Source organism: Streptomyces actuosus (assembly GCF_016921115.1).
Lineage (GTDB): Bacteria > Actinomycetota > Actinomycetes > Streptomycetales > Streptomycetaceae > Streptomyces > Streptomyces actuosus_A.
The window spans coordinates 1-25,075 of the sequence record NZ_JAFFZS010000031.1 but is presented as its reverse complement, the minus strand read 5'-3'; the positions used below and the strand labels follow the sequence as shown (position 1 = coordinate 25,075).

Here is a 25,075-nt window from a genome sequence, read left to right as displayed (position 1 = left end):
GGACGGGTCGGCCTCGGCGCTACCACCAGGACGAGTCCAGCCGTCCCTCGATCGCTCTGAGGTGCTCGCGGGAACAGGTGTCGCAGAAGTAGCGGCGTGTTCCGTTCTCGACCGAACACGTCCACGTCGGCTGCGGGGGTCGTGCCTCGGTGCCGCAGCGAGCGCAGACCAGACGCTGCTGAGACTCGGCGTCGCCGCCGTCGTCGCTGTCTCCGGAAGGACTCCTCACCCGGCGACGATATCGCCGAGGTCGGGGGATCGCCGCTCACAACGCACCGCGGGGGCCGGTCCGTTCGCTCGGACCGGCCCCCGCGGGGAGCCTGCTTCTCCCGTTCCCGGGAGGTCACTGCCGCGTGGCGGCTACTGCATCACGGCCATGGCGAGCGCGCGGCGGGCGCGCAGCGACGCGCGCTCCGCTCGGCGCTGCATCCGGCGGGCGGCGGCCAGGCGCAGGGCCCGGCGTTCCCGCTCAGCCTCGTGCAGGCGGTCGTGCATATGCGCACGCGCCAGGGCTTCTTGGATGAGTTGCATCTCTCGGGTCCTGTTCTGACGCGAGTCGGTCGCGCCGGTGGTGGTGACGTCTTCGATCACGGAGCTCGTGAGCTCGCTGGTGGACGGCTTCATCGGGGCCTGCTTCTTGGGGTCGTGCGTGAAGGGGCGGTCGATCGTTCCTGCGATGTTCATGCCGTGACCGGGTTCTTGCGCGGGCGGCCACGCGGCCGCTTCCGGGCGACGACGACACCCTGGACGAACAGCTCGCCACCCCAGACGCCCCAGGGCTCACGCCGCTCCTTGGCGCCGGCGAGGCAGGCCTCCATCAGCGGGCAGGTGCGGCAGAGGGACTTGGCGTACTCGACGTCCGCGGGCGACTCGGCGAAGAAGACCTCCGGGTCGTAGGAGCGGCACGGGACGGGTACGCCGAGGTTCTCGATGGCGTCGTCGAGCGCGGTGAGCGCGGTGAGCGGAGTCAAGGCGGGGTCCTCCGTGAGGCCAGGCTTGGGGATCGTGTCGGAAGGCGGTACGGACGGGGCGTGCGCTTCGAGTTGCACGGTGTGTCTTCCTCGTCTGGGGTCGTTCCGGTCCGGTGGGACCGGGGGTCGGCTGGTACCGGGTTCTTTCTGCCCCGAGGCCCCTTCGCTCCGCTCTCCCCGTTCGGGGAAAGCAGAAGGGCCGCGGATCCCGGATGGGGTTCCGCGGCCCTGAAGGCGCCGGCCTGATCGGCGATCAGGCTGGATCACTCCAGGGTTCTGGCCCACGGAAGGCCCACATCAGGTGGTGCTGCTTCGTCTGCTTCCGGAATCCGGCACCGGCCGCCGCAAAGGCATAGGCATGCGCCTGCGCCTCTACTGCTTCCCGTGCCTTCGTCGGTCGCTCATTGCGCTCACAGATGGGAAGACCGGTGAGGGCAACGGAGGACGCCGGCCGGACGGCACGAATGCCGGACAGACCGGTGCCCAGGTCGAAGGCGCCGAGCATGCACGTGGAGACGGCCGAGCGATCGGTCATTTTGACCGTGCTGGTGAAGCTGGTGTTGATGCTGATCACTGGACTCGCCTCCTCTCGGCGTCTCATGGACTGGTGACCCAGCCCTGCGGATATGCAAGTACAACACGGAATCGGGGCCTTCGAGAAGGCCGCCGTCCCCGTGCCTAAGAACCTATGGGGACTGCTGGGGCATGCGCAAACTTTTTTTTCGACGAGTTCGCATCAACTGGCGTCCCTGTCTTCGGAGGACGCCTCCCCGGCGTCCTCTCCTGGGTCCCGGCCCGCGCAGAGCGCCAGCACCTCGGCCCCGTAGCGGCCGAGCTTGCGGGCGCCGACGCCGGGGATGCGGGACAGCTCCCGCTCGTCGTCGGGTACGGCCTCGGCGATCGCGATCAGTGTCCGGTCGGTGAAGACGCAGAAGGCGGGCTGGCCGCTTCGCTGCGCCTGCTCCGCGCGCCATGCGCGCAGCCGCTCGTAGAGGCCCTCGTCCATGTCGGAGGGGCAGTCCTCGCAGCGCATCAGCTTCATCTCACCGGCGTCGGTGAGCGTGCGCCCGCAGACCCGGCAGCGGGCCGGGGTGCGCCGCTGCCGGCGCGGCACGGCGCTGTCCGGCGCCCCGCCGCCCGTCGGGTGACCGCGGTCGACGACGGCGCCGCCCGAGCCGGTCCGGCCGGCGCCCGCGGTGGAGGCGCCGCGGCGCAGTCCTTCGAGGAAGCGGCTGGGGCGGCGGTTGGGCCGGCCGCCGGGTGAGCGGGACAGCGCCCAGGACACGTGCAGGCGTTCGCGGGCGCGGGTGACGCCCACGTAGAGGAGGCGGCGCTCCTCCTCGATCTGCGCGTCGGTTCTCGCGTAGGTGATCGGCATCATGCCCTCGGCGACTCCGACCAGGAAGACGGCGTCCCACTCCAGGCCCTTGGCCGAGTGCAGGGAGGCGAGCGTGACGCCCTGCACGGTGGGGGCGTGCTGGGCACCGGCTCGCTCGTCCAGTTCGGCGACCAGATCGGCGAGGGTCGCCTCGGGCCGGGCCGCGGCGAAGTCCTGCGCCAGGTTCACCAGGGCGGCGAGGGACTCCCACCGCTCCCTCACCGCCCCCGAGCCGGCCGGGGGCTGCGGGGTCCAGCCCTCGCCGGAGAGGACGGCGCGCACCTGCGAGGGCAGATCGACGGCGTCGGCGAGCAGGGAGTCGTTGCCGCCGAAGCGGGAGGCGGCGCGCAGGGCGATGCCGGCTCTGCGGACCTCCGGGCGGTCGAAGAAGCGCTCGGCACCACGCAGCTGGTAGGGGATGCCGACGTCGGCGAGGGCCTGCTCGTAGGTCTCGGACTGGGCGTTCGTGCGGAACAGGACCGCGATCTCGCTGGTCGGGACCCCCGCGTCGATCAGTTCCCGGATACGGCGGGCGGCTCCCTCTGCCTCGGCGGGCTCGTCGGTGTGCTCGGTGAAGACGGGCTCGGGTCCGGACGGGCGCTGGGAGACCAGTTCGAGGCGGTGGTCGGCGGCCCGCCCGCGGGCCTGGGCGAGGAGCCCGTTCGCGAGGTGGACGACCTGCGGGGTGGAGCGGTAGTCGCGTACCAGCCGGACGACGGTGGCGCCGGGATGGCGGACACGGAAGTCGAGGAGGTGGTCGGGGGTGGCGCCGGTGAAGGAGTAGATGGTCTGGCTGGCGTCGCCGACCACGCACAGGGTGTCCCGGTCGCCGAGCCACAACTCCAGCAGGCGCTGCTGGAGCGGGCTGACGTCCTGGTACTCGTCGACGACGAAGTGCTGGTACTGGGTGCGGACCTGTTCCGCGACGTCGTGCCGGTCCTGGAGGATGCCGACGGTCAGCAGCAGCACGTCCTCGAAGTCGATGACGGCGCGGTCGCGCTTGAGGTCCTCGTAGACGGAGTAGAGCTGGGCGATCTCGGCGGGGTCGCGGGGGGCCTCCCGGCCGGCCTTGGCGGCGGCGAGGGCGTAGTCGGCGGGGACGGTCCGGGTGACCTTCGACCACTCGATCTCGGCGGTGACGTCCCGCAGCTCGCCCCGGTCGAGGCGGATGCGGCAGGCGGCGGCGGCGTCCGCGACGAGCTGGATCTTGCGATCGACCAGCCGGGGCATCGCTCCACCGATCGCTTTCGGCCAGAAATACTGCAGCTGACGCAGGGCGGCGGAGTGGAAGGTGCGGGCTTGGACGCCCTGCGCGCCGAGTTGGCGCAGCCGGCCGCGCATCTCACCGGCGGCGCGGTTGGTGAAGGTGACGGCGAGCACGCTGGAGGGCTGGAGGACACCGGCGCGGACACCGTAGGCGATGCGATGGGTGATCGCCCGGGTCTTGCCCGTACCGGCTCCGGCCAGCACGCACACCGGGCCGTGCAGGGCGGTGGCCACCTCGCGCTGCTCGGGGTCGAGCCCTTCGAGCACCGCGTCGGCAGAGTCCGGTGCCTGCGGGAAGAGGGTGGAGTGCGTTGCTGCTGTCACACGGCCATGCTGCCAGGTCGCCGGAGGCGGGAGCGGCGGTTGTCCACAGGCGGGGGCTCGCAGTCCTATGAATGCGACAGGCGTCACCTCCGGGCGGCGGCCGACCGGGGGAATGGTGGCGCTTTCACGTACGTTTCCTCCCTGCGAGCACCTGATCCCGACCCCTGAAGGAGTACGAGACACATGCCGGGCACTGTGACGATGTACAGCACCACGTGGTGCGGCTACTGCCGCCGACTCAAGAGCCAGCTGGACCGCGAGGGCATCACGTACAACGAGATCAACATCGAGCAGGACCCGGAGTCCGCGGCGTTCGTGGAGAAGGCGAATGGCGGAAACCAGACGGTGCCCACCGTGCGGGTGGTTCCCGAAGCGGGCGGCAGCGAGGTCGTGATGACGAACCCCAGCCTTGCCCAGGTGAGGCAGGCCCTCGCGGCCTGACGCCCCCGGCACCGCGCCCCCTCCGGTCGAGGCCACCGGAGGGGGCCGCTCCGTCTTTCCCTGGAAGCGGGCGGAGAACCCCGGCACCGCCCGACGTCACCCGCCCGCGTACGGGACCGTACGAGGGCTCGGCAGCGTGAGCGCTCGGCGGCACGAGGGCTGGGCCGTACGACGGCGCGACCCCGCCTGTGTCGCGTACCGGCCCGCGTACGTTCGCAGGTCGGGGGCGAGGCCGGGCACGAGGCCGGACGAGCCGGGTCAGGAGAGGAGGGAGCGGCCTGTGGGGGCCAGCCGCAGTGTCCGTGGAGCTGCCGACTGTTCGCGCTCGACGGCCGGCAGGACCTCGTCCCGTGCGCGGGGCTGGGCCCGTACCCGGGCGAGGTGCTGCCGGTGGGCGTTCTCATCGGGGTACGAGGCGAGGACCGCGGCGACGTTCTCCCCGGCGCGGACCGGCAGCCGGGTGAACGTGTTGGGGGCCGTCTCGGTGGTGAGGGCGGCGAGCGGCGCGGGTCCTGTCTCGCGGAGCACGGGGAGGAGACCGTCCCTGATCAGTGCGCTGCCCTCGTGCCGCCCGGAAGGGAAGGACCACACGGTGGCTGAGACGAATCGCTGCGGTGCCGAGGCGCCCGGCCGGGGCCGCCGGGACGGGAGGACGGCGAGGCCCCCGGCGTCCGACAGGGGGCGCAGGAGCAGGACGTCGTCGGAGTCGATCATGGTTGCGTTGGCCTGGGGGCCGTGCTCGGCCCAGACGGGGCCGCCGTAGAAGGCCGTCAGCGCGTGATGCCGTGCCGCCATGTCCCGGAACCCGCGCAACCACACGAAGCGATTCGGGTCGTCCAGGTCCCGGAACTGGCCGAGCACGACCGCTCCGGACTCTTCCTGGGACTCGACGAACTCCCGGTCGAACAAGTCGATGAGCTCGTCGCGCCGACCCGGCCGCAGCGTGTATTGGCGGAGCTCGATCACGGCGGGGCGGCCTGCGGGGGCGCTGGAGGGCACGACAGTCTCCTGTTCGGTTCTCTTCTGCGGGGGCGCTTTTCGGGCTCCATCGGGCTGAGCCGGGCGCGAGTCGACCGTACGGGGGCTGTGTGCCAGGTGCTGTCAGGGTTTCCGGGCAGAATGCGCGCATGTCTGCCGGTCGTCTGCTGTCGGTGCTGCTGTTGCTGCAATCCCGGGGCCGCGTGTCGGCGCGCGGGCTCGCCGATGAGCTGGGCGTGTCCGTGCGCACCGCCTATCGCGACCTGGCACGCCTGCAGGCCGCCGGGGTGCCGGTCTACTCGGAGCCGGGGCGAGGAGGCGGCTATCAGCTGGTCGACGGCTATCGCACCCGCCTGACCGGGATGAGCGCAGGGGAGGCGCGGGCGCTGTTCCTCGCCGGGCTGCCCGGGCCCGCCGCCGACCTGGGGCTCGCCGCGGACGTGGCGGCGGCTCGGCTGAAGCTGCTGGCCGCACTGCCGGCGGGACTGCGCGACGAGGCGGCGCGGACCGCGGCGGTCTTCCACCTGGACGCTCCGTCCTGGTACCGGGAGCCCGAGCCGACGCCGTGTCTGACCCTGCTGGTCGATGCCGTGCTCTCCCGGCGCGCGGTGGACGTGCGCTATCGCCGTTGGCGCGCGCCCCAGGAGGTGCGCCGCCGCCTTCGCCCCTACGGCCTGGTGCTCAAGTCCGGTGTCTGGTACCTGGTGGCCGCGGCGGAGTCCCGGATCGCGACCTACCGGGTCACCCAGGTCCTCGACGCGGTGCGGAGCGACGAGCGGTTCGACCGGCCGCACGACTTCGATCTGGGCACGTACTGGACCTCGTACCTCGACGAGTTCCGGACGCGCCGCTACACCGGCACGGCCACCGTCCGGCTGTCCCGCAAAGGACGCCGTCGCCTGCCCGACAACGTCCCCCCGGAGGTGGTGCGGGCAGTCGACTCGACCGCGACCGCCGTCGGCGACGAGGGATGGATCGAGGCGGTCATCCCGACCGAGAGCACCGAGCACGCCTGCGGCGAGTTGCTGCGGCTCGGTGTCGACGTGGAGGTCGTCGGGCCGGCCGAGCTGCGGCGGACCATGGCCGACACCGTGGCCGTACTCGCCAGGGCCTACGGATCGACTTGCGTGGCACGGGAGCCCGACTCGTTCACCGACGACGTCACCTGAGAGGAGCGCGCCGAGTGCCGCGGACGGTTCGCCGGCACCGGACACCGGCTCGGGTGAGGCGGAGGACCGGCACGTGGCCGGTCACGCCAGGGGGCGTCCGGGAGCGGTCCGGGACGCCCCCTGGCGTCATGGTCGGACGTTCCGGGTCGGCAGGGGCTTGCCGTACCAGAGCTCGATCAGGCGGGCGGCGATGGAGATGCCGTAGGGCGGCAGCACCTCGCCGGAGTCGAAGGCGGCCCCCAGTTCGTCGCGGGAGAACCAGCGGGCCTCGTGGATCTCGTCCCCGTCGACGTCGATCACGGTGGAGGTGGCGCGGGCCAGGAAGCCCAGCATCAGGCTGGACGGGAAGGGCCAGGGCTGGCTCGCGACGTACTCGACCTGCCCGACCGTGACGCCGGCCTCCTCGAACACCTCGCGGCGCACGGCCTGCTCGATCGACTCGCCCGGTTCGACGAAGCCGGCGAGCGTGGAGAAGCGGCCCTCGGGCCAGTGGACCTGCCGGCCCAGAAGTATGCGGTCGTCCTCGTCGGTGACCGCCATGATCACCGCGGGGTCGGTGCGCGGGTAGTGCTCGCCGCCGCAGGCGGGGCAGCGGCGGATGTGGCCGGCGGCGGCGATGACGGTGCGCTCGCCGCACCGGGAGCAGAAGCGGTGGGTGCGCTGCCAGTTCTCCAGGCCGACCGCGTGCACCATCAGGCCCGCGTCGCGCGGCGACAGCAGCAGGCCGGCCTCGCGCAGACCGGCCGGGCGGGCGGACTGGTCCATGCGGCCGGGCAGTGCGTCCTTCTGGAGGGCGAAGTAGCTGACGCCGTCCTGGTCGATGCCGAGGAAGTAGCGGTGCGCCTCGGTGAGGGGGGCCTCGAAGGACGGGGTCATGACGAGTTCGGTCCGGCCGTCGGATGTCTCGTCGATGAGGACCTGGCCGCCGGAGACCACGAAGCAGCGGGTCGAGGGATGGCTCCATGCCGCCGCGAGCCAGGCCTCGTCCAGACGGTGGTGTGCCGCGCGGTCGATGCCGCTGGGCGCGGTCAGTGAGATGGGTCGGTCGGCGGTGTGATCGGTCCAGGTGGTCACGGGTGCTTCCAACTCCCCCGGTGGAACGGTTGGTTCGGACGGCGGTTCGGCAGTGCTGCGGACAGCGGGAGGCCGCCGGGCCGGGCGGGCCTCGGCGGGTGCTCGGCGACGTTCGGCGGGCGCGGGGCAGCCCCTCCAGTGTGCCCCTGCCCTCGACGCGCTCCGAGCGGCGGCGGGAGGTCAGGGCGCATCGCGCCAGGACTCGGCGAGGTCGCCCCACAGGTAGGCACTGGCCTCGACGCCCTTGAACAGCAGGTCCAGTTCGACCTTCTCGTTGGGGGCGTGCCAGCCGTCGGAGGGGACGGAGATGCCCAGGAAGAGCACGGGAGCGCCGAGGACGTCCTGGAGGTCGGCGGCGGGACCGGAGCCGCCCTCACGGGTGTAGCGGACGGGCTGCTGGAAGGCGCGGCTCATGGCACGGACGACGGACTGCAGGGCGGGGTGGTCCAGTGGCGTCAGGCACGGGCGGGTGGCGCCGCTGAAGGTGATCTCGTGCCGGACTCCGGCGGGCGCCTGGTCGGCGACCCAGGCCCGCACGGCCTTCTCGACGTGGCCCGGTTCCTGGCCGGCCACGAGGCGGAACGACAGCTTGACGGTCGCCGAGGACGGGACGATCGTCTTGCTGCCGGGGCCCTGGTAGCCGCCTCCGATGCCGTTGACCTCGGCAGTGGGGCGGGCCCAGATGCGTTCCAGGGTGGTGTGCCCCGCCTCGCCGTGGGTGGCGTGCGACTTCGCGGTGCGCAGCCAGCGCTCCTCGTCGAACGGCAGCTCCGCGAAGAGCGCCCGCTCGCGCTCGGTGAGCTCCACGACGCCGTCGTAGAAGCCGGGGATCGCTACGCGCGCGTGCTCGTCGTGCAGGGCTGCGACCAGGCGGGCCGCGGCGGTGGCGGGGTTCGGCACGGCGCCGCCGAAGGAACCGGAGTGGATGTCCTGGTCGGGGCCGTTCAGGCGGATCTCGCACTCGGCTAGGCCGCGCATGCCGGTGCAGACGGTGGGGGTGTCCTCGGACCACATGCCGGTGTCGGAGACGATCACGGCGTCGGCGGCCAGCCGGCCGGCGTGCTCCTCGACCAGGGCGCGGAAGTGCGGCGAGCCGGACTCCTCCTCGCCCTCGATCAGCAGCTTGAGATGGACGGCCGGCGCGGTGCGGCCGGTGGCGGCGAGGTGGGCGCGGACACCGAGGGTGTGGAAGAGCACCTGCCCCTTGTCGTCGGCGGCCCCGCGCGCGTAGAGGCGGTCGCCGCGGACGACGGGCTCGAACGGCTCGCTGTCCCAGCCGTCCTCGCGAGCGGCAGGCTGCACGTCGTGGTGGCCGTAGACGAGGACGGTGGGCGCCGCGGGGTCGGCGGAGGGCCACTCGGCGTAGACGGCGGGGGCGCCGGGGGTCTGCCAGACCTCGACGGTCGGGAAGCCGGTCTCCGTGAGCCTGGCCGCCAGCCAGTCGGCGCTGCGCCGCACGTCCGGGGCGTGATCGGGCTGAGCCGACACGGACGGGATGCGCAGCCATGCGGTGAGGTCGTCGAGGAAGGCGGCGCGGTGGTGCTGGATGTACGTGCGGACGGCGCTGTCCGGGGTCTGGCTCATGGTCACGAGCCTATCGGCACTCGGTGACGTCCCGGCTGGGCCGTTCGTCACACGGCGGCTCACCGAGCAGCAGTCGCTCCAGCGCGGCCCGGTCGGGCAGGTCGTCGGGACGGACGACCTCACCGGTGCGGACGTACAGGAAGGCCGCCGTGACCGACTCCGGAGGGACGCCCTGCTGCTCGGCCCAGGCCAGGCGGTACACAGCGAGCTGGAGCGGGTCGGCGTCGCGGGTGCGGCCGGTCTTCCAGTCGACGATCTCGTACGTCGTCGAGTCGCCGTCGCCTTCCCTGTAGACGGCGTCGATGCGGCCCCGCACGACGCGGCCGGCGATGTCGATCTGGAAGGGGGCCTCGACGAGGTGGGGCGTGCGCTGGGCGTACGCGGTGCGTTCGAAGGCCTCCTTGAGGGCCTCCAGCTCGCGTTCGTCGGCGATCTCGGCCTCGCTGCCGGGCAACTCGTCCGGCTCCAGCAGGGGCAGGGTGAGTTCCTCGAAGCGGGCCTCGACCCAGGCGTGGAAGCGGGTGCCCCGGCGTGCGGCCGGCTGCGGAGGGCGGGGCATGGGGCGCGCGAGTTCCTGTGCGAAGCCGTCCGGGTCGGCGGCCAGGCGCAGGAGCTGCGACGCGCTCAGCGACGTGGGCAGGGGGACCTCCGTGACCGTCTGCCGGGCGCGCAGCAGTTCCCCGGCGAGCGCGTCGAGATCGCGGTCCCAGGAGGCGACGGTGCGGGCCTCCTCGGGAGTGAGGGATGCGGCCAGCGGCGCGCGGGGGTCTGCGGGCGCGCCGGTGTGCTCCGGGCGCCCCGGGCGCGCGCTGCTGGGCTCCGGCGCGGTCGCCTGGTGCGGGAGCACCGGCCGATCCGTGGGGTGCGCGTTCCGTGGGGGGGCAGGGCCGTCGGACGGATCGCCGTCCGGCGAGGTGCCGTCGAACGGGCTGCGACCGGGTGCGTGGTGACCGTGCGGGCCGGCGTCCACCTGCCCGGCCTCGAACGGGTCGTCCCGGTCGTACGGCGGGTCACCGTCGTCGTACCGGGGTTCGGCCTCGTCGGGCGGTGGCGCCGTGTCCTCGTACAACGGGTCGGTACCGTCGTACGGCGGACCGTCCTCGTCCCCCGGGTGCGCCTCGTCGTACGGGGAGCCCGCGTCGTCGTACGGCAGGTCGTCCTCCGCGGGCGGCGGGGGCCAGTCGGGGTCGTGGTGGCTGTCCGGGGCATGGGTGGCCGTCGGGCGGCCGGGCGGCCCGGCGGTGAGGGCGTCCAGGTGGGCCAGGACCGTCTCGGCGGCGGCACGGCGGCGGGCCAGGGCCTCGTCGTCGAGCGGCAGGGGCCAGGCCAGGTCGGCGGTGGCCCGGTGCAGGGCGGGGTTCTCCTCGCCCTCCTCGGGTGCGTCGGACCAGGCCTCGATCTCGCCGTACCCGGCCGCGCAGTGGTCGTACAGGGCGAGCAGGAAGTCGGACGGGCCGCGCGGCCTCTTCTGGGTGGGTCCCCACCAGTGCCCGGAGCCGAGGAGCAGCGAGCGGGGGCGGGTGAAGGTGACGTAGCCGAGCCGGAGCTCCTCGGTGTGCTGGTGGTCCTTCATGGCGTCGTGGAAGGACTTCAGGCCGCGCGCGTCCCACGCCTGCACGTCGGGCAGGGTGTCGGCGTCACCGCGCAGGCCGTGCGGCAGCACCTTGGCCTGGGCGGTCCACTTCTCTCGCCCCTGGCCGCTGGGGAAGGTGCCGGTGACCAGTCCCGGGACGGCGACGACGTCCCACTCCAGCCCTTTGGACTTGTGCGCGGTGAGGACCTTGACGGTGTTCTCGCCGCCCGGCAGGGCGTTGTCGAGGCCCTTCTCGTACTGCGCGGCGGTGCGCAGGAAGCCGAGGAAGGCCAGCAGCGAGGCCTCGTTGTCGCCGGCGGCGAAGGAGGCGGCGATGTCCAGGAAGTTGGACAGGGTCTCGCGGCGGCGGGCGGCGAGGGCGTGCGGGGACGCCGACAGCTCGACCTCCAGCCCGGTGACGGCGAGGACACGGTGCAGCACGTCCATGAGCGGGTCGGCGAGCGAGCGGCGCAGGTCGCGCAGTTCGGCGGCGAGGCGGGCGAACCGCACGCGCGCGTCCGGCGAGAAGGGCAGCCCGTCGTCGTGGCCGGCGTCGGCGAGCGAGGTCTCCAGGAAGGTGTCGAGTGCGTCGGCGAGCGATATCACCTCCGCCGGGTCGACGCCCTCGACGGCGGCGGCCAGCCGGCGGTCGGGGTCCTCGTCGCCGTCCACGCGTGCGTGGGACACCAGCAGCCGGGCGCGGCGGCCCAGCAGGGCCAGGTCGCGCGGGCCGATGCGCCAGCGGGGCCCGGTGAGCAGCCGGACCAGGCAGGCGTTGGCGCCGGGGTCCTGCAGGACCTCGCAGACGGCGACGAGGTCGGCGACCTCGGGCAGGTGGAGGAGCCCGGAGAGGCCGACGACCTCGACGGGGATGTCGCGGGCGACGAGCGCGCCCTGGATCTCCGCGAAGTCGGTCGCGGTCCGGCACAGTACGGCGATCTCGCCGGGGGCGGTGCCGGTGTGCACCAGGTGGGCGATCGAGCCGGCGATCCAGTCGATCTCCTCGGCGTGGGTCGGCAGCAGAGCGCAGCGCACGCTTCCGTCGTGTTCGGCTCCGGGGGCAGGGCGCAGGGCCTCCACGCCCGCGTGCATGGCCCGCAGGGGGGTGGCCAGGCCGTTGGCGAGGTCGAGGAGGCGACCGCCGCTGCGCCGGTTCTCGCTGAGTGCCTGCCGGGTGGCGGTGCGGCCGTCGGCGTGCGCGAAGTGCTCGGGAAAGTCGTCGAGGTTGGCGACGGAGGCGCCGCGCCAGCCGTAGATCGCCTGGCACGGGTCGCCGACGGCGGTCACCGGGTGGCCGGTGCCGCCGCCGAACAGGCCCGCGAGGAGGATGCGCTGGGCGACGGAGGTGTCCTGGTACTCGTCGAGGAGGACGACGCGGAACTCCTCCCGCAGGATGCGGCCGACCTCGGGGAGCCGGGCGAGCCGCGCGGCGAGGGCGATCTGGTCGCCGAAGTCGAGCAGGTCCCGTTCGCGCTTGGCGCTCCGGTAGCGCACCACCAGCTCGGCCAGCTCGCGGCGGGCGGCGGCCGTCTCGGGGACCTTGCGCAGGTCGGCGTTGCTGAGTCGGACGCCGTCCAGGCTCAACAGCAGCTCGGCGTCGTACGCGCGCAGCGCCTCGGGCCGTACGAGGTGCTCGGCGAGTTCGGCGTCGAGCGCGAGCAGGTCGCTGACGAGGTCGGGGAAGGAGCGGACGAGGGCCGGGTAGGGGCCGGGGGCCTCGCGCAGGACGCGCGCGGCGAGCTGGTAGCGGCTGGCGTCGGCGAGGAGGCGGGCGGTCGGCTCCAGGCCGATGCGCAGGCCGTGGTCGGTCAGCAGACGGCCGGCGAAGGCGTGGTAGGTGGAGATCACCGGCTCGCCGGCCGGGTGGTCGGGGTCGATGGCGTCGGGGTCGGTGACGCCCGCCGCGGCCAGGGCCTTGCGGACGCGCTCGGCGAGTTCGCCGGCGGCCTTGTTGGTGAAGGTCAGGCCGAGGACCTGTTCGGGGGCGACCTGCCCGGTGCCGACCAGCCACACCACGCGGGCCGCCATCACCGTCGTCTTGCCGGATCCGGCTCCGGCCACGATCACCTGCGGGGCGGGCGGCGCGACGATGCAGGCCGTCTGCTCCGGGGTGAAGGGGATGCCGAGGAGCTCTTTGAGCTGCTCGGGGTCGGTGAGGCGCGCGGACACCTCAGAGAGGCTAGCGGGGGGTACCGACAGCGACGGCCGCCCCGCTCCGCCGCGCCGGGGCCGGCGCAGGTCAGCGCGTGTGGTGCGTTCCGTCACAGGGCCGCGCCCGGCCTGTCACTCCACCACGTGGCGCCCCTCGGGCCGGGCGCTGCAGGAGGTACGGAAGGCGCAGTGCGTGCAGTGCTGCCCGGCGGTCGGGGTGAAGCGCTCGTCGAGGACCTTGCCGGCGGCGGTGGCGAGGAGTTCGCCCACCCACTCGCCCGACGTGCCGTCCAGGGCCTCCTGGGCCTGCACCTTGGGCAGCGTCTCGCCGCCCTCCCGCTTCGCCGCGCCCTGCCGCAGCTGGACCAGTTCGGCGCCGCCGGGTGCGGGGCGGACCCCGTCGAAGGCCGTGTCGACGGCGCCCTCGCGCACGGCGAGCTGGTAGACGGCGAGTTGCGGGTGGCGGGCCACCTCGGCGGCGCTGGGGGCCTGCTTGCCGGTCTTGAAGTCGACGACGTAGGCGCGGCCCTCGCCGTCGGACTCGACGCGGTCCATCTGGCCGCGGATGCGCACGGTGTGGTCCCCGGCCTCCAGGGTGACGTCGAAGTCGTGCTCGCTGGCGACCGGGGTGCGGCCGGCGCGGTCCATGACGTGCCACCTCAGGAAGCGCTCCAGCGCCACGCGCGCGTTGTCCTTCTCCTGCTGCGACTTCCACGGCGCGTCGAAGGCGAGCGCGTTCCAGACGGAGTCCAGGCGTTCCATGAGGACGGCGAGGTCGGCCGGGGTGTGGCCGGAGGCGACCTCGTCGGCGAGGGCGTGGACGACGTTGCCGAAGCCCTGGGCCGCGGTCGCGGGCGCGTCGGCCCTGACCTCGCGGCCGAGGAACCACTGCAGGGCGCAGGTGCCCGCGAGCTGGTCGAGGGCGCTGCCGGACAGCGCGACGGGCTGGGTGCGATCGCGCAGCGGCACCTTGCTCTCGGTCGGGTCCCACATGCCCCACCACCGATAGGGGTGCGCGGACGGCACCAGGGGGCGGCCGTCGTCGTCGCTGAGGGCGGCGAGCCGGGCCAGCCGGCGGGCGGCGGCCTCCCGGAGGGCGGCGGAGGCACGCGGGTCGACCGTGGTGGCCCGCAGTTCGGCGACGAGCGCGGCGACGGACAGGGGGCGGCGCGGCCGGCCGGTGACGTCCTTCGGCTCGACGCCGAGTTCGGTGAGGAAGCGGGAGGGCTGGTCGCCGTCGTCGGCGGGGGCCTTCACCGCGGTGACGACGAGACGTTCACGCGCGCGCGTGGCGGCGACGTAGAACAGGCGGCGCTCCTCGGCGAGGAGCGCGCCCGGGGTGAGAGGCTGGGCGAGTCCGTCGCGGCCGATGCGGTCGGCCTCCAGCAGCGAGCCGCGGCGGCGCACGTCGGGCCACAGGCCCTCCTGGACTCCCGCGACGACGACCAGGCGCCACTGCAGGCCCTTGGCGCGGTGCGCGGTCATCAGGCGGACCGCGTCGGGCCGCTGGGCGCGCCGGGTGAGGGTGTCGGCGGCGATGTCCTCGGCCTCGATCTCCGCCAGGAAGTTCAGGGCGCCCCGCCCGCCGGTGCGCTCCTCCGCGCGCGCGGCGGTCGCGAACAGGGCGCACACGGCGTCCAGGTCGCGGTCGGCGTTGCGGCCGGCGGCGCCGCCGCGGCGGGCGGCGCGTTCCAGGCGCGAGGGCCACGGCGTGCCGTCCCAGAGGTCCCACAGCGCCTCCTCGGCGGTGCCCCCGCCTGCGAGGCGCTCGCGGGCCCTGCCCAGGAGGGCGCCCAGGCGCTGGGCGCCGCGTGCGTACGCCGGGTCGTGCACGGCGAGCCGCTCGGGCTCGGCGAGGGCCCGGGTGAGCAGGTGGTCCGAGGGCGGCGGCAGCGGGTTGCCCGCGGCGCGCTCCTCCTCGCGCAGGGCACGGCCGAGACGGCGCAGGTCGGCGGCATCCATGCCGGCGAGGGGCGAGGCGAGAAGAGTGAGGGCGGTCTCGGTGTCGAGCCAGCAGGGGCCTGGCTCCGCGTCCGTCGTGTCGGACGGGGCTTCGCCGTCGGGCGGGGCGTCCTCGTCGGGCGGCGCGTCCGCGGTGCGGTCCCCCGGCCGCTCGGCCTCGGCGGCCGCCACCGCTCGCAGTGCGGTCAGCAGTGGGGCGACCGCGGGTTCGTGGCGCAGCGGCAGGTCGTCGCCGTCGATGTCCAGCGGGACGCCGGCCGCGGTGAGGGTGCGGCGGACCGTGGGGATCGTGCGGGAGCCCGCACGCACCAGGACGGCCATCTCACGCCAGGGGACGCCGTCCTCCAGATGGGCCCTGCGCAGGATGTCGGCGATGTTGTCCAGCTCGGTGCCGGACGTCGGGTAGGTGTACACCTCGACGCGGCCCCCCTCGCGGAGGGGGGTGAGTTCCCGGTGGGCGCGCACCCTGTCGGCCGGGAGACGGGTGAGGGGCATGCGCCGGGTCAGCAGCCGGGTGGCGGCCAGCAGGGCGGCCGAGGAGCGGCGGGAGACCCGCAGGACCTCGACGGGCGCCGGCCGGCCGTCCGTGCGCGGGAAGGACTGCGGGAAGTCGAGGATGCCGCCGACGTCGGCGCCGCGGAAGGCGTAGATCGACTGGTCGGGGTCGCCGAGGGCGACGAGGGTGCGCCCGCCGCCGGCCAGCGCGTGCAGCAGCCGGACCTGGGCGGGGTCGGTGTCCTGGTACTCGTCGACGTACACGGCGTCGTACCGGTCGGCGAGTCGGGCGGCGGCCTCGGGGCGGCCGGCGAGAAGAACCGCGCGGTGGACCAGCTCGGCGTAGTCGAGCACGCCCTGCAGGTCGAGGACGTCCAGGTACTCGGCGAGGAACGCGGCGGCGGCGCCCCAGTCGGGACGGCCGATGCGGCGGGCGAAGGCGGCCAGGGCGTCGGGGCCGAGGCCCAGTTCGCGGCTGCGGGCGAGGACGGCCCGCACCTCGTCGGCGAAGCCCCGGGTGGTCAGGCAGGCCCGCAGCTCGTCCGGCCAGCGCACGTGTGCGAGGCCGAGTCGCTCCAGCCCGGTCTGGCCCGCGAGCAGCTCCCGGACGGTGACGTCCTGCTCGGGGCCGGACAGCAGCCGCAGCGGTTCGGCGAACAGGGTGCTGTCCTGGTGGGCGCGGACCAGGGCGTAGCAGAACGAGTGGAAGGTGGTCGCCTGGGGGGCGCGGGCGGCTCCCATGCGCAGGGCCATGCGGTCGCGCAGTTCGACGGCGGCCTTGCGGCTGAAGGTCAGCACCAGGATCCGGGCGGGGTCGCCGCCGCGCGCGATCCGGGCGGCCACGGACTCGACCAGTGTGGTGGTCTTACCGGTGCCCGGGCCCGCGAGAACGAGCAGCGGGCCGACCCGGTGGTCAACCACGCTGCGCTGGGCGGCGTCCAGACGAGGGGGAGCCAGACGGGCCGGCGGGGTACGGACCAGTCGGTGAGCGCCACGGTTCCCCCCGCGCACCTGGGGGTGCGCGAGGCGCCTGGTGGAGGAAGAGGAGCTCACGTGGTTCGCCGGTCCTGGTGGGTGTTCTGGTGGGGCGACCGCCGCGCGTGCGGATCGGTGGCGGCGGGATGAAGGGGGCGTGCGCGGCCGACGCTACGCGGGCGACCAGTGCGGAAGCAGGGCTTCCCCTTCTTCTCGCGGAGCACGCGCGGCACTCCTGGCACCCGGGCCACGCCGGCCCCTCGCCTCACGAACGTACGTCATGGCACCCGCGTGCCCCGATTCCCCCGTACGGATCACGCGTCGCACAGGGACGCGGACGATGCCGGAAGCTGTCAGGTGTGACCCTGTGCGTGTCCACCGCCGTCCCACCGCGCCCGGCGCATGTCGAGGCGCGGCAGATGACCCTCGGCGGCTCTGCCCGCTTCCTTCAGCGGCGTCCCCTCCTCGCGGTAGTGGGCGAGCGCCCGCAGCTCGTGCCCGGGGAGCAGCACGCCGTCGGCGCGCACGACACGCCACCAGGGCACGGCACCCCCGTAGAGGGCCATCACCCGGCCGACCTGCCGCGGCCCTCCCTCCTGCAGCCACTCGGCGACGTCCCCGTAGGTCAGGACCCGCCCGGGCGGCACGGACTCCGCGACCTCGAGGACCCGCTCGGCGTACTCGGGCAGCGCGTCGGCGTACGCCGGGTGGGCGTCGCCCGGAAGGCTCTGCTCGCTCATTCGCCCCATCCTGCACCACCCCACCGACAGGGCGACGGCCGCGCGACGGCCGCGGGACAGTGCGTGGCCCTCGCCCCGGGGCGGCGCTTCCGGCAGACTGTGCGCCCCCGCATTTGCACCCTGATGCCCCCGTGTGTCGGTGCGGCATGCCACCATCGTGCGGGCGGTGACCGGTGATACGAGACCAAGAAGAGACGATGAAACAGCAGGGTGTGCACCCCGGGGACGCGGAGGGCACCTCTGGCGTGGCGTCGCGCCCCGGCACCGACGGCCAGGACGGCCGGAGCGATCAGGACGGCGCGGAGCCCGCCCCGGACGACCGGAGCGACGACGACGCTCCTGCCCCCGGCGAGGCGCGTGAGGTGGCGCACATCGACGAGGTGGAGGGCGACGAGCCGCTGCTCCCCGCGCGCGTGCACCGCCCTTCGGACCTCATGCGGCTGCTGGTGGGTGTGCTCGCCATCGCGGTCCTGCTCGGCATCGCGGCCTTCGCCCACGGCACGACCTCGGGTCTCGAACAGGACATCAACAAGGGCACCGGCCAGGCTCCCGATCTGCTCATCAAGATCGCGGGACTGGCCTCCAGCATCGCGATCCTGCTGGTGCCGGTCGCGTTCGCGATCGAACGCCTGATCAAGCGGGACGGACTGCGCATCGCCGACGGAGTACTGGCGGCCGTCCTCGCCCACGGTGTGACCCTCGCCACGGATCTGTGGGTGGCCAAGGCCGCACCCGGCTCGATCCAGGAGGCACTCACCCAGCCCTCCCCCAGCGACATCCAGGCGCTGACGGACCCGGTCCACGGCTATCTCGCGCCCGTCATCGCGTACATGACCGCCGTCGGCATGTCCCGCAGACCGCGCTGGCGGTCGGTGCTGTGGATCGTGCTGCTGCTCGACGCGTTCTCGATGCTCGTCACCGGCTACACGACCCCCTTCTCGATCATCCTGACGGTCCTCATCGGCTGGACGGTGGCGTACGGCACGCTGTACGCGGTCGGCTCCCCCAACGTCCGCCCCACCGGGCAGACGCTGATGGCGGGCCTGCGGACCGTCGGCTTCCACCCGGTGAGCGCGGCCCGCGAGGACGCCGGGGAGGCCGCCGAGAACGCCGACCGCGGCCGGCGCTACTTCGTCACCCTGGAGGACGGTCCGCCGCTGGACGTGACGGTCGTCGACCGCGAGCAGCAGGCACAGGGCTTCTTCTACCGCGCCTGGCGCAATCTGACCCTGCGCGGCTTCGCCACCCGCAGCAGCCTGCAGTCGCTGCGGCAGGCCCTGGAGCAGGAGGCGCTGCTCGCCTACGCGGCCATCGCGGCCGGCGCGAACGCGCCCAAGCTGATCGCGACCTCCGAGCTCGGCCCGGACGCGGTGATGCTCGTCTACGAGCACACCGGCGGACACACACTGGACTCGCTGCCCGACGAGGAGATCACCGACGAACTGCTGACCAGCACCTGGCTGCAGGTGCAGGCGCTGCAGTCGCGCCGCATCGCGCATCGCAGGCTGGCCGGCGACGCGATTCTGGTGGATCGTTCCGGCAAGGTGATCCTGACCGACCTGCGCGGCGGCGAGATCGCCGCCGGCGACCTGCTGCTGCGCATGGACGTCGCCCAGCTCGTGACCACGCTCGCCCTGCGGGTGGGCGCCGAACGGGCCGCAGCCTCCGCCGTGAGCGTGCTCGGCCCCGAAGCGGTCGCCGACTGCCTGCCGATGCTCCAGCCGATCGCCCTGACCCGCGACACGCGCGCGACGCTGCGGAAGCTGGCCCGGGAGCGCGCGCAGCGCGAGCGGGAGGCGGTGCTGGACGCCTCCCGGCAGGCCAAGCTGGCCCGCGCGGAGGCGGCCGGCGAGGACGCGGAGTCCGTCGCCGACAAGAAGGCGGCACGCGCGCACACGCGCGCCGAGAAGCGGGCCATCGACGAGGCCGCGGAGGAGGCGCGCGAAGAGGACCTGCTCACGCAGATCCGGCACGAGGTGCTGCGTATCCGGCCGCAGGCACCCGTCGAGCCCGCCCGGCTGGAGCGTGTGCGCCCGCGCACGCTGATCAGCGTCTTCGCCGGCGCCATCGGCGCGTACTTCCTGCTCACACAGCTCACCCACATCGAGTTCGGTCCGCTCATCGCCCATGCCAACTGGGGCTGGGTGGCGGCGGCGGTGCTGTTCTCGTCGCTCAGCTACGTCGCGGCGGCCATGCAGCTGCTGGGGTTCGTACCGGAGCGGGTGCCGTTCCTGCGCGCCGTGGCGGCCCAGGTGGCCGGCTCGTTCGTGAAGATCGTGGCACCCGCAGCGGTCGGCGGCGTGGCCCTGAACACGCGCTACCTGCAGCGGTCGGGGGTCCGTCCGGGGCTGGCGGTGGCCAGCGTGGGCGCCTCGCAGCTGGCCGGGCTCGGCGCGCACATCCTGATGCTGCTGGCGTTCGGCTACCTCACCGGCACCGAGAAGACCCCGTCGCTGTCGCCGTCCCGCACGGTCATCGCCGGGCTGCTCACGGTGGCGGTGCTCGTGCTGGTGGTCACCTCGGTTCCGTTCCTGCGGAAGTTCGTCGTCACGCGCGTGCGGTCGCTCTTCGCCGGGGTCGTGCCGCGCATGCTGGACGTGCTCCAGCGCCCCCAGAAGCTGCTCACCGGCATCGGCGGGATCCTGCTGCTGACGGTCTGCTTCGTGATGTGCCTGGACGCCTCCATCCGCGCCTTCGGCAGCGAGTCCACGACGTTGAGCATCGCGAGCGTCGCCGTCGTCTTCCTCGCCGGCAACGCCCTCGGCTCCGCGGCGCCGACTCCGGGCGGCGTGGGCGCCGTCGAGGCGACCCTGACCGTCGGTCTGATCGCCGTCGGCCTGCCCAAGGAGGTCGCCGCACCGGCCGTCCTGCTGTACCGGCTGCTCACGCTGTGGCTGCCCGTGCTGCCCGGCTGGCTGGCGTTCAACCACCTGACCCGCAAGGGCGCCCTGTAGCAGGCGCGGCCCCCGTACCTCGTACGGCCCGCGTCCCGCGCGCGTTCGCGCGGCGCGCAGCAGGATGGGACCATGCCCAACCCCTCCCGGCTGCGCGCCGCCGCCCTGACCGCCACGCTGCTGCTGGCGTCCCCGCTGGCGGGGTGCAGCGACACCGCCGACGCGGACGGCGACCTGACGGCCCAGGAGCTGAACTGGCAGGACTGCCCGGCCCCGTCCGCGGCGGAGGGCGGCGGCGCGGCGCCCTCGCCGCTCCCGGACGGCGCCCCGTGGCAGTGCGCCACCATGAAGGCGCCGCTGAACTGGGACGACCCCCAGGGCGAAACGATCGGCCTCGCGCTCATCCGGGCAAAGACGTCCGGCGCCGAGAGCCGGCGCATCGGCTCGCTGGTCTTCAACTTCGGCGGCCCCGGTGGCTCGGGTGTCACCACCCTGCCCGCCTTCGGCGAGGACTACGCGACCTTGCGCACCCGCTACGACCTGGTCAGCTTCGACCCGCGCGGGGTCGGGCGCAGCGCCCCCGTGAAGTGCGAGAACGACCAGCAGCTCGACGCCTACTTCCAGCAGGACGCGACCCCGGACGACGCGGCCGAGCGCGCCTCGCTGCTGGACAACACGCGCCGGTTCAACGCGGCCTGCGAGAAGAACTCCGAGCAGATCCTGCCGCATGTGCGCACCACCGACGCCGCCCGCGACATGGACCTGATGCGCCAGGTCCTCGGCGACGACAAGCTGTACTACTTCGGCATCTCCTACGGCACCGAGCTCGGCGGCGTCTACGCCCACCTGTTCCCCGACCGGGTGGGCCGGGCCGTCTTCGACGCGGTCGTGGATCCGTCGCAGACCCCCGAGCAGGGGTCCCTGGGACAGGCGAAGGGCTTCCAGCTCGCGCTCGACAACTTCGCCGAGGACTGCACCTCGCAGCAGGAGGACTGCCCCGTCGGGAACACCCCTCAGGACGTCAAGGCCCGCATCGCCGAGCTGCTGACGGGCCTCGACAGCAAGCCCATCCCGGGCATCTTCCCGCGTGAGCTGACCCAGACCGACGCGACCAACGGCATCGCGCAGGCCCTGTACTCGAAGGACTTCTGGCCGTACCTCACCGAAGGGCTGGACCAGGCCTACGGCGGCGACGGCAGCATCCTCATGGCGCTGTCCGACTCGCTGAACGGCCGCAACGAGAACGGCGAGTACAGCAACATCACCGCCGCCAACGTCGCCATCAACTGCGCCGACGAGAAGCCCCGGTACGGCACGGCCTACGTGGAGCAGAAGCTGCCGGAGTTCCGGGCCGCCTCGCCGCTGTTCGGCGCCTACCTCGCCTGGGGCATGGTCAGCTGCACGGACTGGGCCGTGCCCGGCGCCGCCGACCACCCCGACGTGAGCGCGCCTGGTTCGGCGCCGATCCTCGTCGTCGGCAACACCGGCGATCCGGCGACGCCCTACGAGGGCGCGCGGAAGATGGTGCAGGCGCTCGGCGACGGAGTCGGCGTGGAGCTGACCTACCGGGGCCAGGGACACGGCGCGTACGACAGCAAGAACCCCTGCGTGCAGAGCGCGGTGAACGGCTACCTGCTGGAGGGGAAGGTGCCCACCGCCGGCACCGTCTGCGGCCCGTGACCCCGGACTATTCCCCTCCGATCCAGTGAACCGCCAGGTCAGGAGGTTATCCACAGGCTCGGACGGGTGGGCTGTGATCCGCCTACTATGGCCTGACCGCCGTCCGACGCCCGATGCGGACGGCTCACGAGGGGGGAAGGCACATGGTGCGACTGGCTCGGTGGACGGCCTTCGGTGCCGCCGCCGCACTGCTGGTGGCGGGATGCAGCAGCGGATCGTCGTCCGACGACGGCAGGGGCGGGGGCCAGAGCGCGGGGACGGGCAGCGCGTCCGCCCCGTCCGGCTCCGCGGCGGAGCTGCCGTCGTCGCTGACCGCGCAGAAGCTCGGCTGGGGGCGCTGCCGGGCCACGGCGGACTCCCCCGCGCCCGGCGGCGACTGGCAGTGCGCAACGCTCAAGGTCCCCTTGGACTGGTCGAAGCCCGGCGGGGAGACGATCGGACTCGCCCTGATCAGAGAGAAGGCCCGGGGCGGCGACCGCATCGGGTCGCTGCTGTTCAACTTCGGCGGCCCCGGCGGCTCCGGCGTGGCCACGATGCCGGCCTACGCCTCGCTCGTCTCCTCCCTGCACGAGCGGTACGACCTGGTCAGTTGGGATCCGCGCGGCGTCGCCGCCAGCCACGGCGTGCGCTGCCGCAGCGACGACGCGATCCAGGCCGCCGAGTCCGTCGACGCCACACCGGACACCCCGGCCGAGGAGGCGGCGTACCTCAAGGACGCCACCGACTTCGGCAAGGGCTGCCAGAAGGCCGCCGGGAAGCTCATGGGGCACGTGTCGACCACGGACACCGCCCGCGACATGGACCTGATGCGCCAGGTCCTCGGCGACGACAGGATGCACTACTTCGGCATCTCCTACGGCACCGAGCTCGGCGGCGTCTACGCCCACCTGTTCCCCGGCCGTGTGGGGCGCCTGGTGCTGGACGCGGTCGTCGACCCGAGCGCCGACACGGTCGGCCACGCCGAGAACCAGGCGCGCGGCTTCCAGCGCGCCCTGGAGGACTACCTGAGATCGACCGGCCAGGACCCCGACCGGGGCAGCCGGAAGATCGCTGCTCTGCTGAAGCGGCTCGACTCCGAGCCCCTGCCGACCTCGTCGGGCCGGAAACTCACGCAGACCCTCGCCGTCACGGGCATCGTCCTGCCGCTGTACAGCCAGGACAGCTGGCCGAGCCTGACCAGCGCCCTGAAGGCGGCCGACGAGGGCGACGGCTCCGAGCTGCTGGCCCTCGCCGACGGCTACAACGATCGCGACGGCTCGGGGCACTACGGCACCACCACCCATTCGCAGCGGGTCATTTCGTGCCTGGACGACAAGCAGCGGCCGACGGTGGCGGACACGAAGAAGCGGCTGCCGGAGTTCGAGAAGATCTCCCCCGTCTTCGGGTCCTTCCTCGGCTGGGACACGGCCGGTTGGTGCCACGACTGGCCGGTGCCGGGCCAGTACGACACCCCGGAGGTGAGCGCGCCGGGCTCGGCGCCGATCCTGGTCGTCGGCAACACCGGCGACCCGGCCACGCCCTACGAGGGCGCCAGGCGGATGGCCCAGGAACTCGGCAAGGGCGTCGGGGTGGTGCTCACCTGGAAGGGCGAGGGCCATGGGGCGTACGGCAGCGGCAGCGACTGCGTGGACTCCACGATCGACGCCTACCTGCTGAAGGGCTCGGTGCCGCAGGACGGCAAGGTCTGCTCCTGACACCGGGGGCCGCCCGGTGGGCGCGATCGTCCACCGGGTCCGCCGGGCGGCCCGTCCACGGCGTGCCGATCAGAAGATGCCCTGGCCGGGGGTCAGGAGTTGGCGCGGGTCGTACCTCCACTTCGCCTCCGCCAGCCGCGGCCAGGCCTCCCCGAACTGGGTCTGCCAGTCCTCGCGGCTGAAGGGGATGCTCCCGACGGGGTACTGGGTTCCGCCGGCCGCGGCGGCGGCCTCGTAGGCGGCGCGGTTGGCCGCGAGACGGCGGTCGACGGCGGCGCTGTCGTCGGGCGGAGTGGCCGGCAGGACGTCGAAGAGGTACGGCAGTGGGTCGTCCGGGGCGCGGAAGAGCGGCGTGGTGAGGCGGTCGCGCCGCATGGGGTAGAGCTGGATCACCCCGGGGCCCAGTTCGGCCGGGGTGAGGGCGTCCAGGACCGGTGCGCTGAGCGCTGCGGCGCGGTCGCCCGGGAGGATCAGGTTGAGCCAGGGGTGCGCATAGGTCCAGAAGCCGGCCTCCTTCAGGGAGGCGACGAGCGGGGCCAGCCGATCGAGGAAGTCGAAGTAGGGCAGGTCGGCCTGTTCGACGCCGGAGTGGCGCAGGCCGCGCAGGAGGGCGGCGTCGTCGGGAGCGGGGCCGACGGGCGGGCCGTAGGCGACGGCCTCCAGGGTGTGGACGCGGAAGGCGCCGCCGGCGTCCGCGGAGATCTGGCCGCCGACGTACGCGAAGCGGTCCTCCTCGACGAGCAGGCGCTGGTCCTCGACGAAGGTCTCCAGGTCGTGGTAGGTCAGCAGGTAGTGCCGCACCCGCTCCGGCGCCCGGACCAGGCGCAGCGTGGCCTCCACGATGACGGCGCACTGGCCGAGACCGGCCAGGACGGCGTGGAAGAGGTCAGAGCGGCGAGCCGGGGAGCAGCGGACCAGTTCACCCGCGCCGGTGACGACGCGGAGTTCCGCGACGTTGTCGACCTGGACGCCGTACCGGTGGGCCTGGCCGCCGATGCCGCCCACGGACAGCGTGCCGCCGACGGAGAGTTCGATGTAGTCGGTGAGGACGGGCGGCGTGAGGCCGTGGGCGAGCGTCACCCGGGCCACGTCGCTCCACTTGGCGCCGGCTCCGACGGTGACGGTGCTGCTCTGCGGGCAGAGCGGGCCGATCTCCGCGAGCGTCGCGGTCTCGATGACCAGGCCGTCCTGCACCTGGGCCTGACCGAAGGTCTGGTGGCCCTGGCCGCGGGGCGCGACCGGCAGGTCGTGGTCGTTGCAGAAGCGGATCATGGCGACGACGTCGCTGGCCGACCCCGGTCGCAGCACCGCGACGGGGCGGTGGTGGACCATGTGACCGTAGTCCTCGGACGCTGCGGCGAGCGACGCCTCGTCCATGACGAGAGTGCCGTCGAGCCTGGGCACCGTCGCGAGAGCGGCATCGGCGCCCGTGTCCGGTTGGGTTCCCTCAGCGGCCCAACTGCGGGTGGCGGGATCGAAGCCGATCACCGCGGCGCCGACGACCGTGAGTCCGCGGAGCAGACTGCGTCTGGACGGTGTGCGGGACATAGGTGGGACTCCCCCTGAGAAGTGATCGCAAAGAGTCAAATCCACCCAAGCCTAGTAGATTGTTGCGGCTAAGTATTGTTCTGGTTGGTGGAGTTGAGGGTCGGGCAGGCTCCCCTTGTCGTTTCCGTTCGGCCGGGCAGGGGTGTCGTGTCCTCGCAGAAGAAGTATCCGGTTGCGT

General features: G+C 73.4%; 17 protein-coding genes. 5 read left to right on the top strand and 12 right to left on the bottom strand.

The genetic code is table 11. From position 1 onward, the window contains the following. Nucleotides 1–19: 19 nt before the first annotated feature. The 5 genes from JS756_RS28175 to JS756_RS28155 all read right to left on the bottom strand — a co-directional run bounded on the left by JS756_RS28175 (nt 20) and on the right by JS756_RS28155 (nt 3,939). Nucleotides 20–229, bottom strand: a complete 210-nt coding sequence (locus tag JS756_RS28175; RefSeq protein ID WP_205386054.1) for a hypothetical protein — start codon at nt 227–229, stop codon at nt 20–22. A 131-nt stretch (nt 230–360) separates the two neighbouring features. Further along, nucleotides 361–684 carry a putative WhiB-interacting protein gene (locus tag JS756_RS28170; RefSeq protein ID WP_205386053.1) on the bottom strand — a complete coding sequence of 108 codons (324 nt, stop codon included), beginning with the start codon at nt 682–684 and terminating at the stop codon, nt 361–363. Beyond that, nucleotides 681–1,049, bottom strand: coding sequence for a WhiB family transcriptional regulator (locus JS756_RS28165; RefSeq protein ID WP_205386052.1), 369 nt, complete (start codon nt 1,047–1,049; stop codon nt 681–683). Before JS756_RS28165 ends, JS756_RS28170 begins: the two co-directional genes overlap by 4 nt. Before the next feature lie 175 nt (nt 1,050–1,224). Next, nucleotides 1,225–1,545 carry a hypothetical protein gene (locus tag JS756_RS28160; protein WP_205386051.1) on the bottom strand — a complete coding sequence of 107 codons (321 nt, stop codon included), beginning with the start codon at nt 1,543–1,545 and terminating at the stop codon, nt 1,225–1,227. A gap of 162 nt (nt 1,546–1,707) precedes the next feature. Continuing rightward, nucleotides 1,708–3,939 carry an ATP-dependent DNA helicase UvrD2 gene (locus JS756_RS28155; protein WP_307791143.1) on the bottom strand — a complete coding sequence of 744 codons (2,232 nt, stop codon included), beginning with the start codon at nt 3,937–3,939 and terminating at the stop codon, nt 1,708–1,710. A gap of 183 nt (nt 3,940–4,122) precedes the next feature. Here JS756_RS28155 and JS756_RS28150 point away from each other — a divergent pair, with 183 nt between their 5' ends. After that, the gene (locus tag JS756_RS28150) at nt 4,123–4,380 is read left to right on the top strand and encodes a mycoredoxin (RefSeq protein WP_205386049.1); all 258 of its coding nucleotides are present in this window, start codon (nt 4,123–4,125) and stop codon (nt 4,378–4,380) included. Between the two features lie 258 nt (nt 4,381–4,638). Here JS756_RS28150 and JS756_RS28145 read toward each other — a convergent pair whose 3' ends face one another. Further along, nucleotides 4,639–5,379, bottom strand: coding sequence for an NIPSNAP family protein (locus tag JS756_RS28145; protein ID WP_205386048.1), 741 nt, complete (start codon nt 5,377–5,379; stop codon nt 4,639–4,641). A 128-nt stretch (nt 5,380–5,507) separates the two neighbouring features. On the opposite strand from JS756_RS28145, the gene JS756_RS28140 reads away from it, so the two are divergent. Next, nucleotides 5,508–6,527 (top strand): helix-turn-helix transcriptional regulator, encoded by a 1,020-nt coding sequence (locus tag JS756_RS28140; RefSeq protein ID WP_205386047.1) that lies wholly within the window; start codon nt 5,508–5,510, stop codon nt 6,525–6,527. Nucleotides 6,528–6,653: 126 nt separating this feature from the next. On the opposite strand, the gene nudC is transcribed toward JS756_RS28140, so the two are convergent. The 5 genes from nudC to JS756_RS28115 all read right to left on the bottom strand — a co-directional run bounded on the left by nudC (nt 6,654) and on the right by JS756_RS28115 (nt 17,081). Continuing rightward, nucleotides 6,654–7,601, bottom strand: a complete 948-nt coding sequence (nudC, locus tag JS756_RS28135; protein ID WP_205386046.1) for an NAD(+) diphosphatase — start codon at nt 7,599–7,601, stop codon at nt 6,654–6,656. Nucleotides 7,602–7,781: 180 nt separating this feature from the next. Next, nucleotides 7,782–9,185 carry a dipeptidase gene (locus tag JS756_RS28130; RefSeq protein WP_205386045.1) on the bottom strand — a complete coding sequence of 468 codons (1,404 nt, stop codon included), beginning with the start codon at nt 9,183–9,185 and terminating at the stop codon, nt 7,782–7,784. Nucleotides 9,186–9,195: 10 nt separating this feature from the next. Then, nucleotides 9,196–12,927 (bottom strand): UvrD-helicase domain-containing protein, encoded by a 3,732-nt coding sequence (locus JS756_RS28125; RefSeq protein WP_205386044.1) that lies wholly within the window; start codon nt 12,925–12,927, stop codon nt 9,196–9,198. Between the two features lie 114 nt (nt 12,928–13,041). Next, nucleotides 13,042–16,419, bottom strand: coding sequence for an ATP-dependent helicase (locus JS756_RS28120; protein ID WP_205386043.1), 3,378 nt, complete (start codon nt 16,417–16,419; stop codon nt 13,042–13,044). 275 nt (nt 16,420–16,694) lie between these two features. After that, on the bottom strand, nt 16,695–17,081 hold the full coding sequence (locus JS756_RS28115) for an MGMT family protein (RefSeq protein WP_205386042.1): 387 nt from the start codon (nt 17,079–17,081) through the stop codon (nt 16,695–16,697). Nucleotides 17,082–17,278: 197 nt separating this feature from the next. Between JS756_RS28115 and JS756_RS28110 the strand changes: the two genes are divergently transcribed. The 3 genes from JS756_RS28110 (at nt 17,279) to JS756_RS28100 (ending at nt 23,349) form a co-directional block, all read left to right on the top strand. Continuing rightward, nucleotides 17,279–20,035 carry a lysylphosphatidylglycerol synthase transmembrane domain-containing protein gene (locus JS756_RS28110; RefSeq protein WP_205386041.1) on the top strand — a complete coding sequence of 919 codons (2,757 nt, stop codon included), beginning with the start codon at nt 17,279–17,281 and terminating at the stop codon, nt 20,033–20,035. Between the two features lie 72 nt (nt 20,036–20,107). Then, on the top strand, nt 20,108–21,655 hold the full coding sequence (locus tag JS756_RS28105; RefSeq protein WP_205386040.1) for an alpha/beta hydrolase: 1,548 nt from the start codon (nt 20,108–20,110) through the stop codon (nt 21,653–21,655). Between the two features lie 143 nt (nt 21,656–21,798). After that, nucleotides 21,799–23,349 carry an alpha/beta hydrolase gene (locus JS756_RS28100; protein ID WP_205386039.1) on the top strand — a complete coding sequence of 517 codons (1,551 nt, stop codon included), beginning with the start codon at nt 21,799–21,801 and terminating at the stop codon, nt 23,347–23,349. A gap of 69 nt (nt 23,350–23,418) precedes the next feature. Here JS756_RS28100 and JS756_RS28095 read toward each other — a convergent pair whose 3' ends face one another. Then, nucleotides 23,419–24,897: an FAD-binding protein gene (locus JS756_RS28095; protein WP_205386038.1), complete on the bottom strand. Its 1,479-nt coding sequence runs from the start codon at nt 24,895–24,897 to the stop codon at nt 23,419–23,421. Nucleotides 24,898–25,075: the final 178 nt, after the last annotated feature.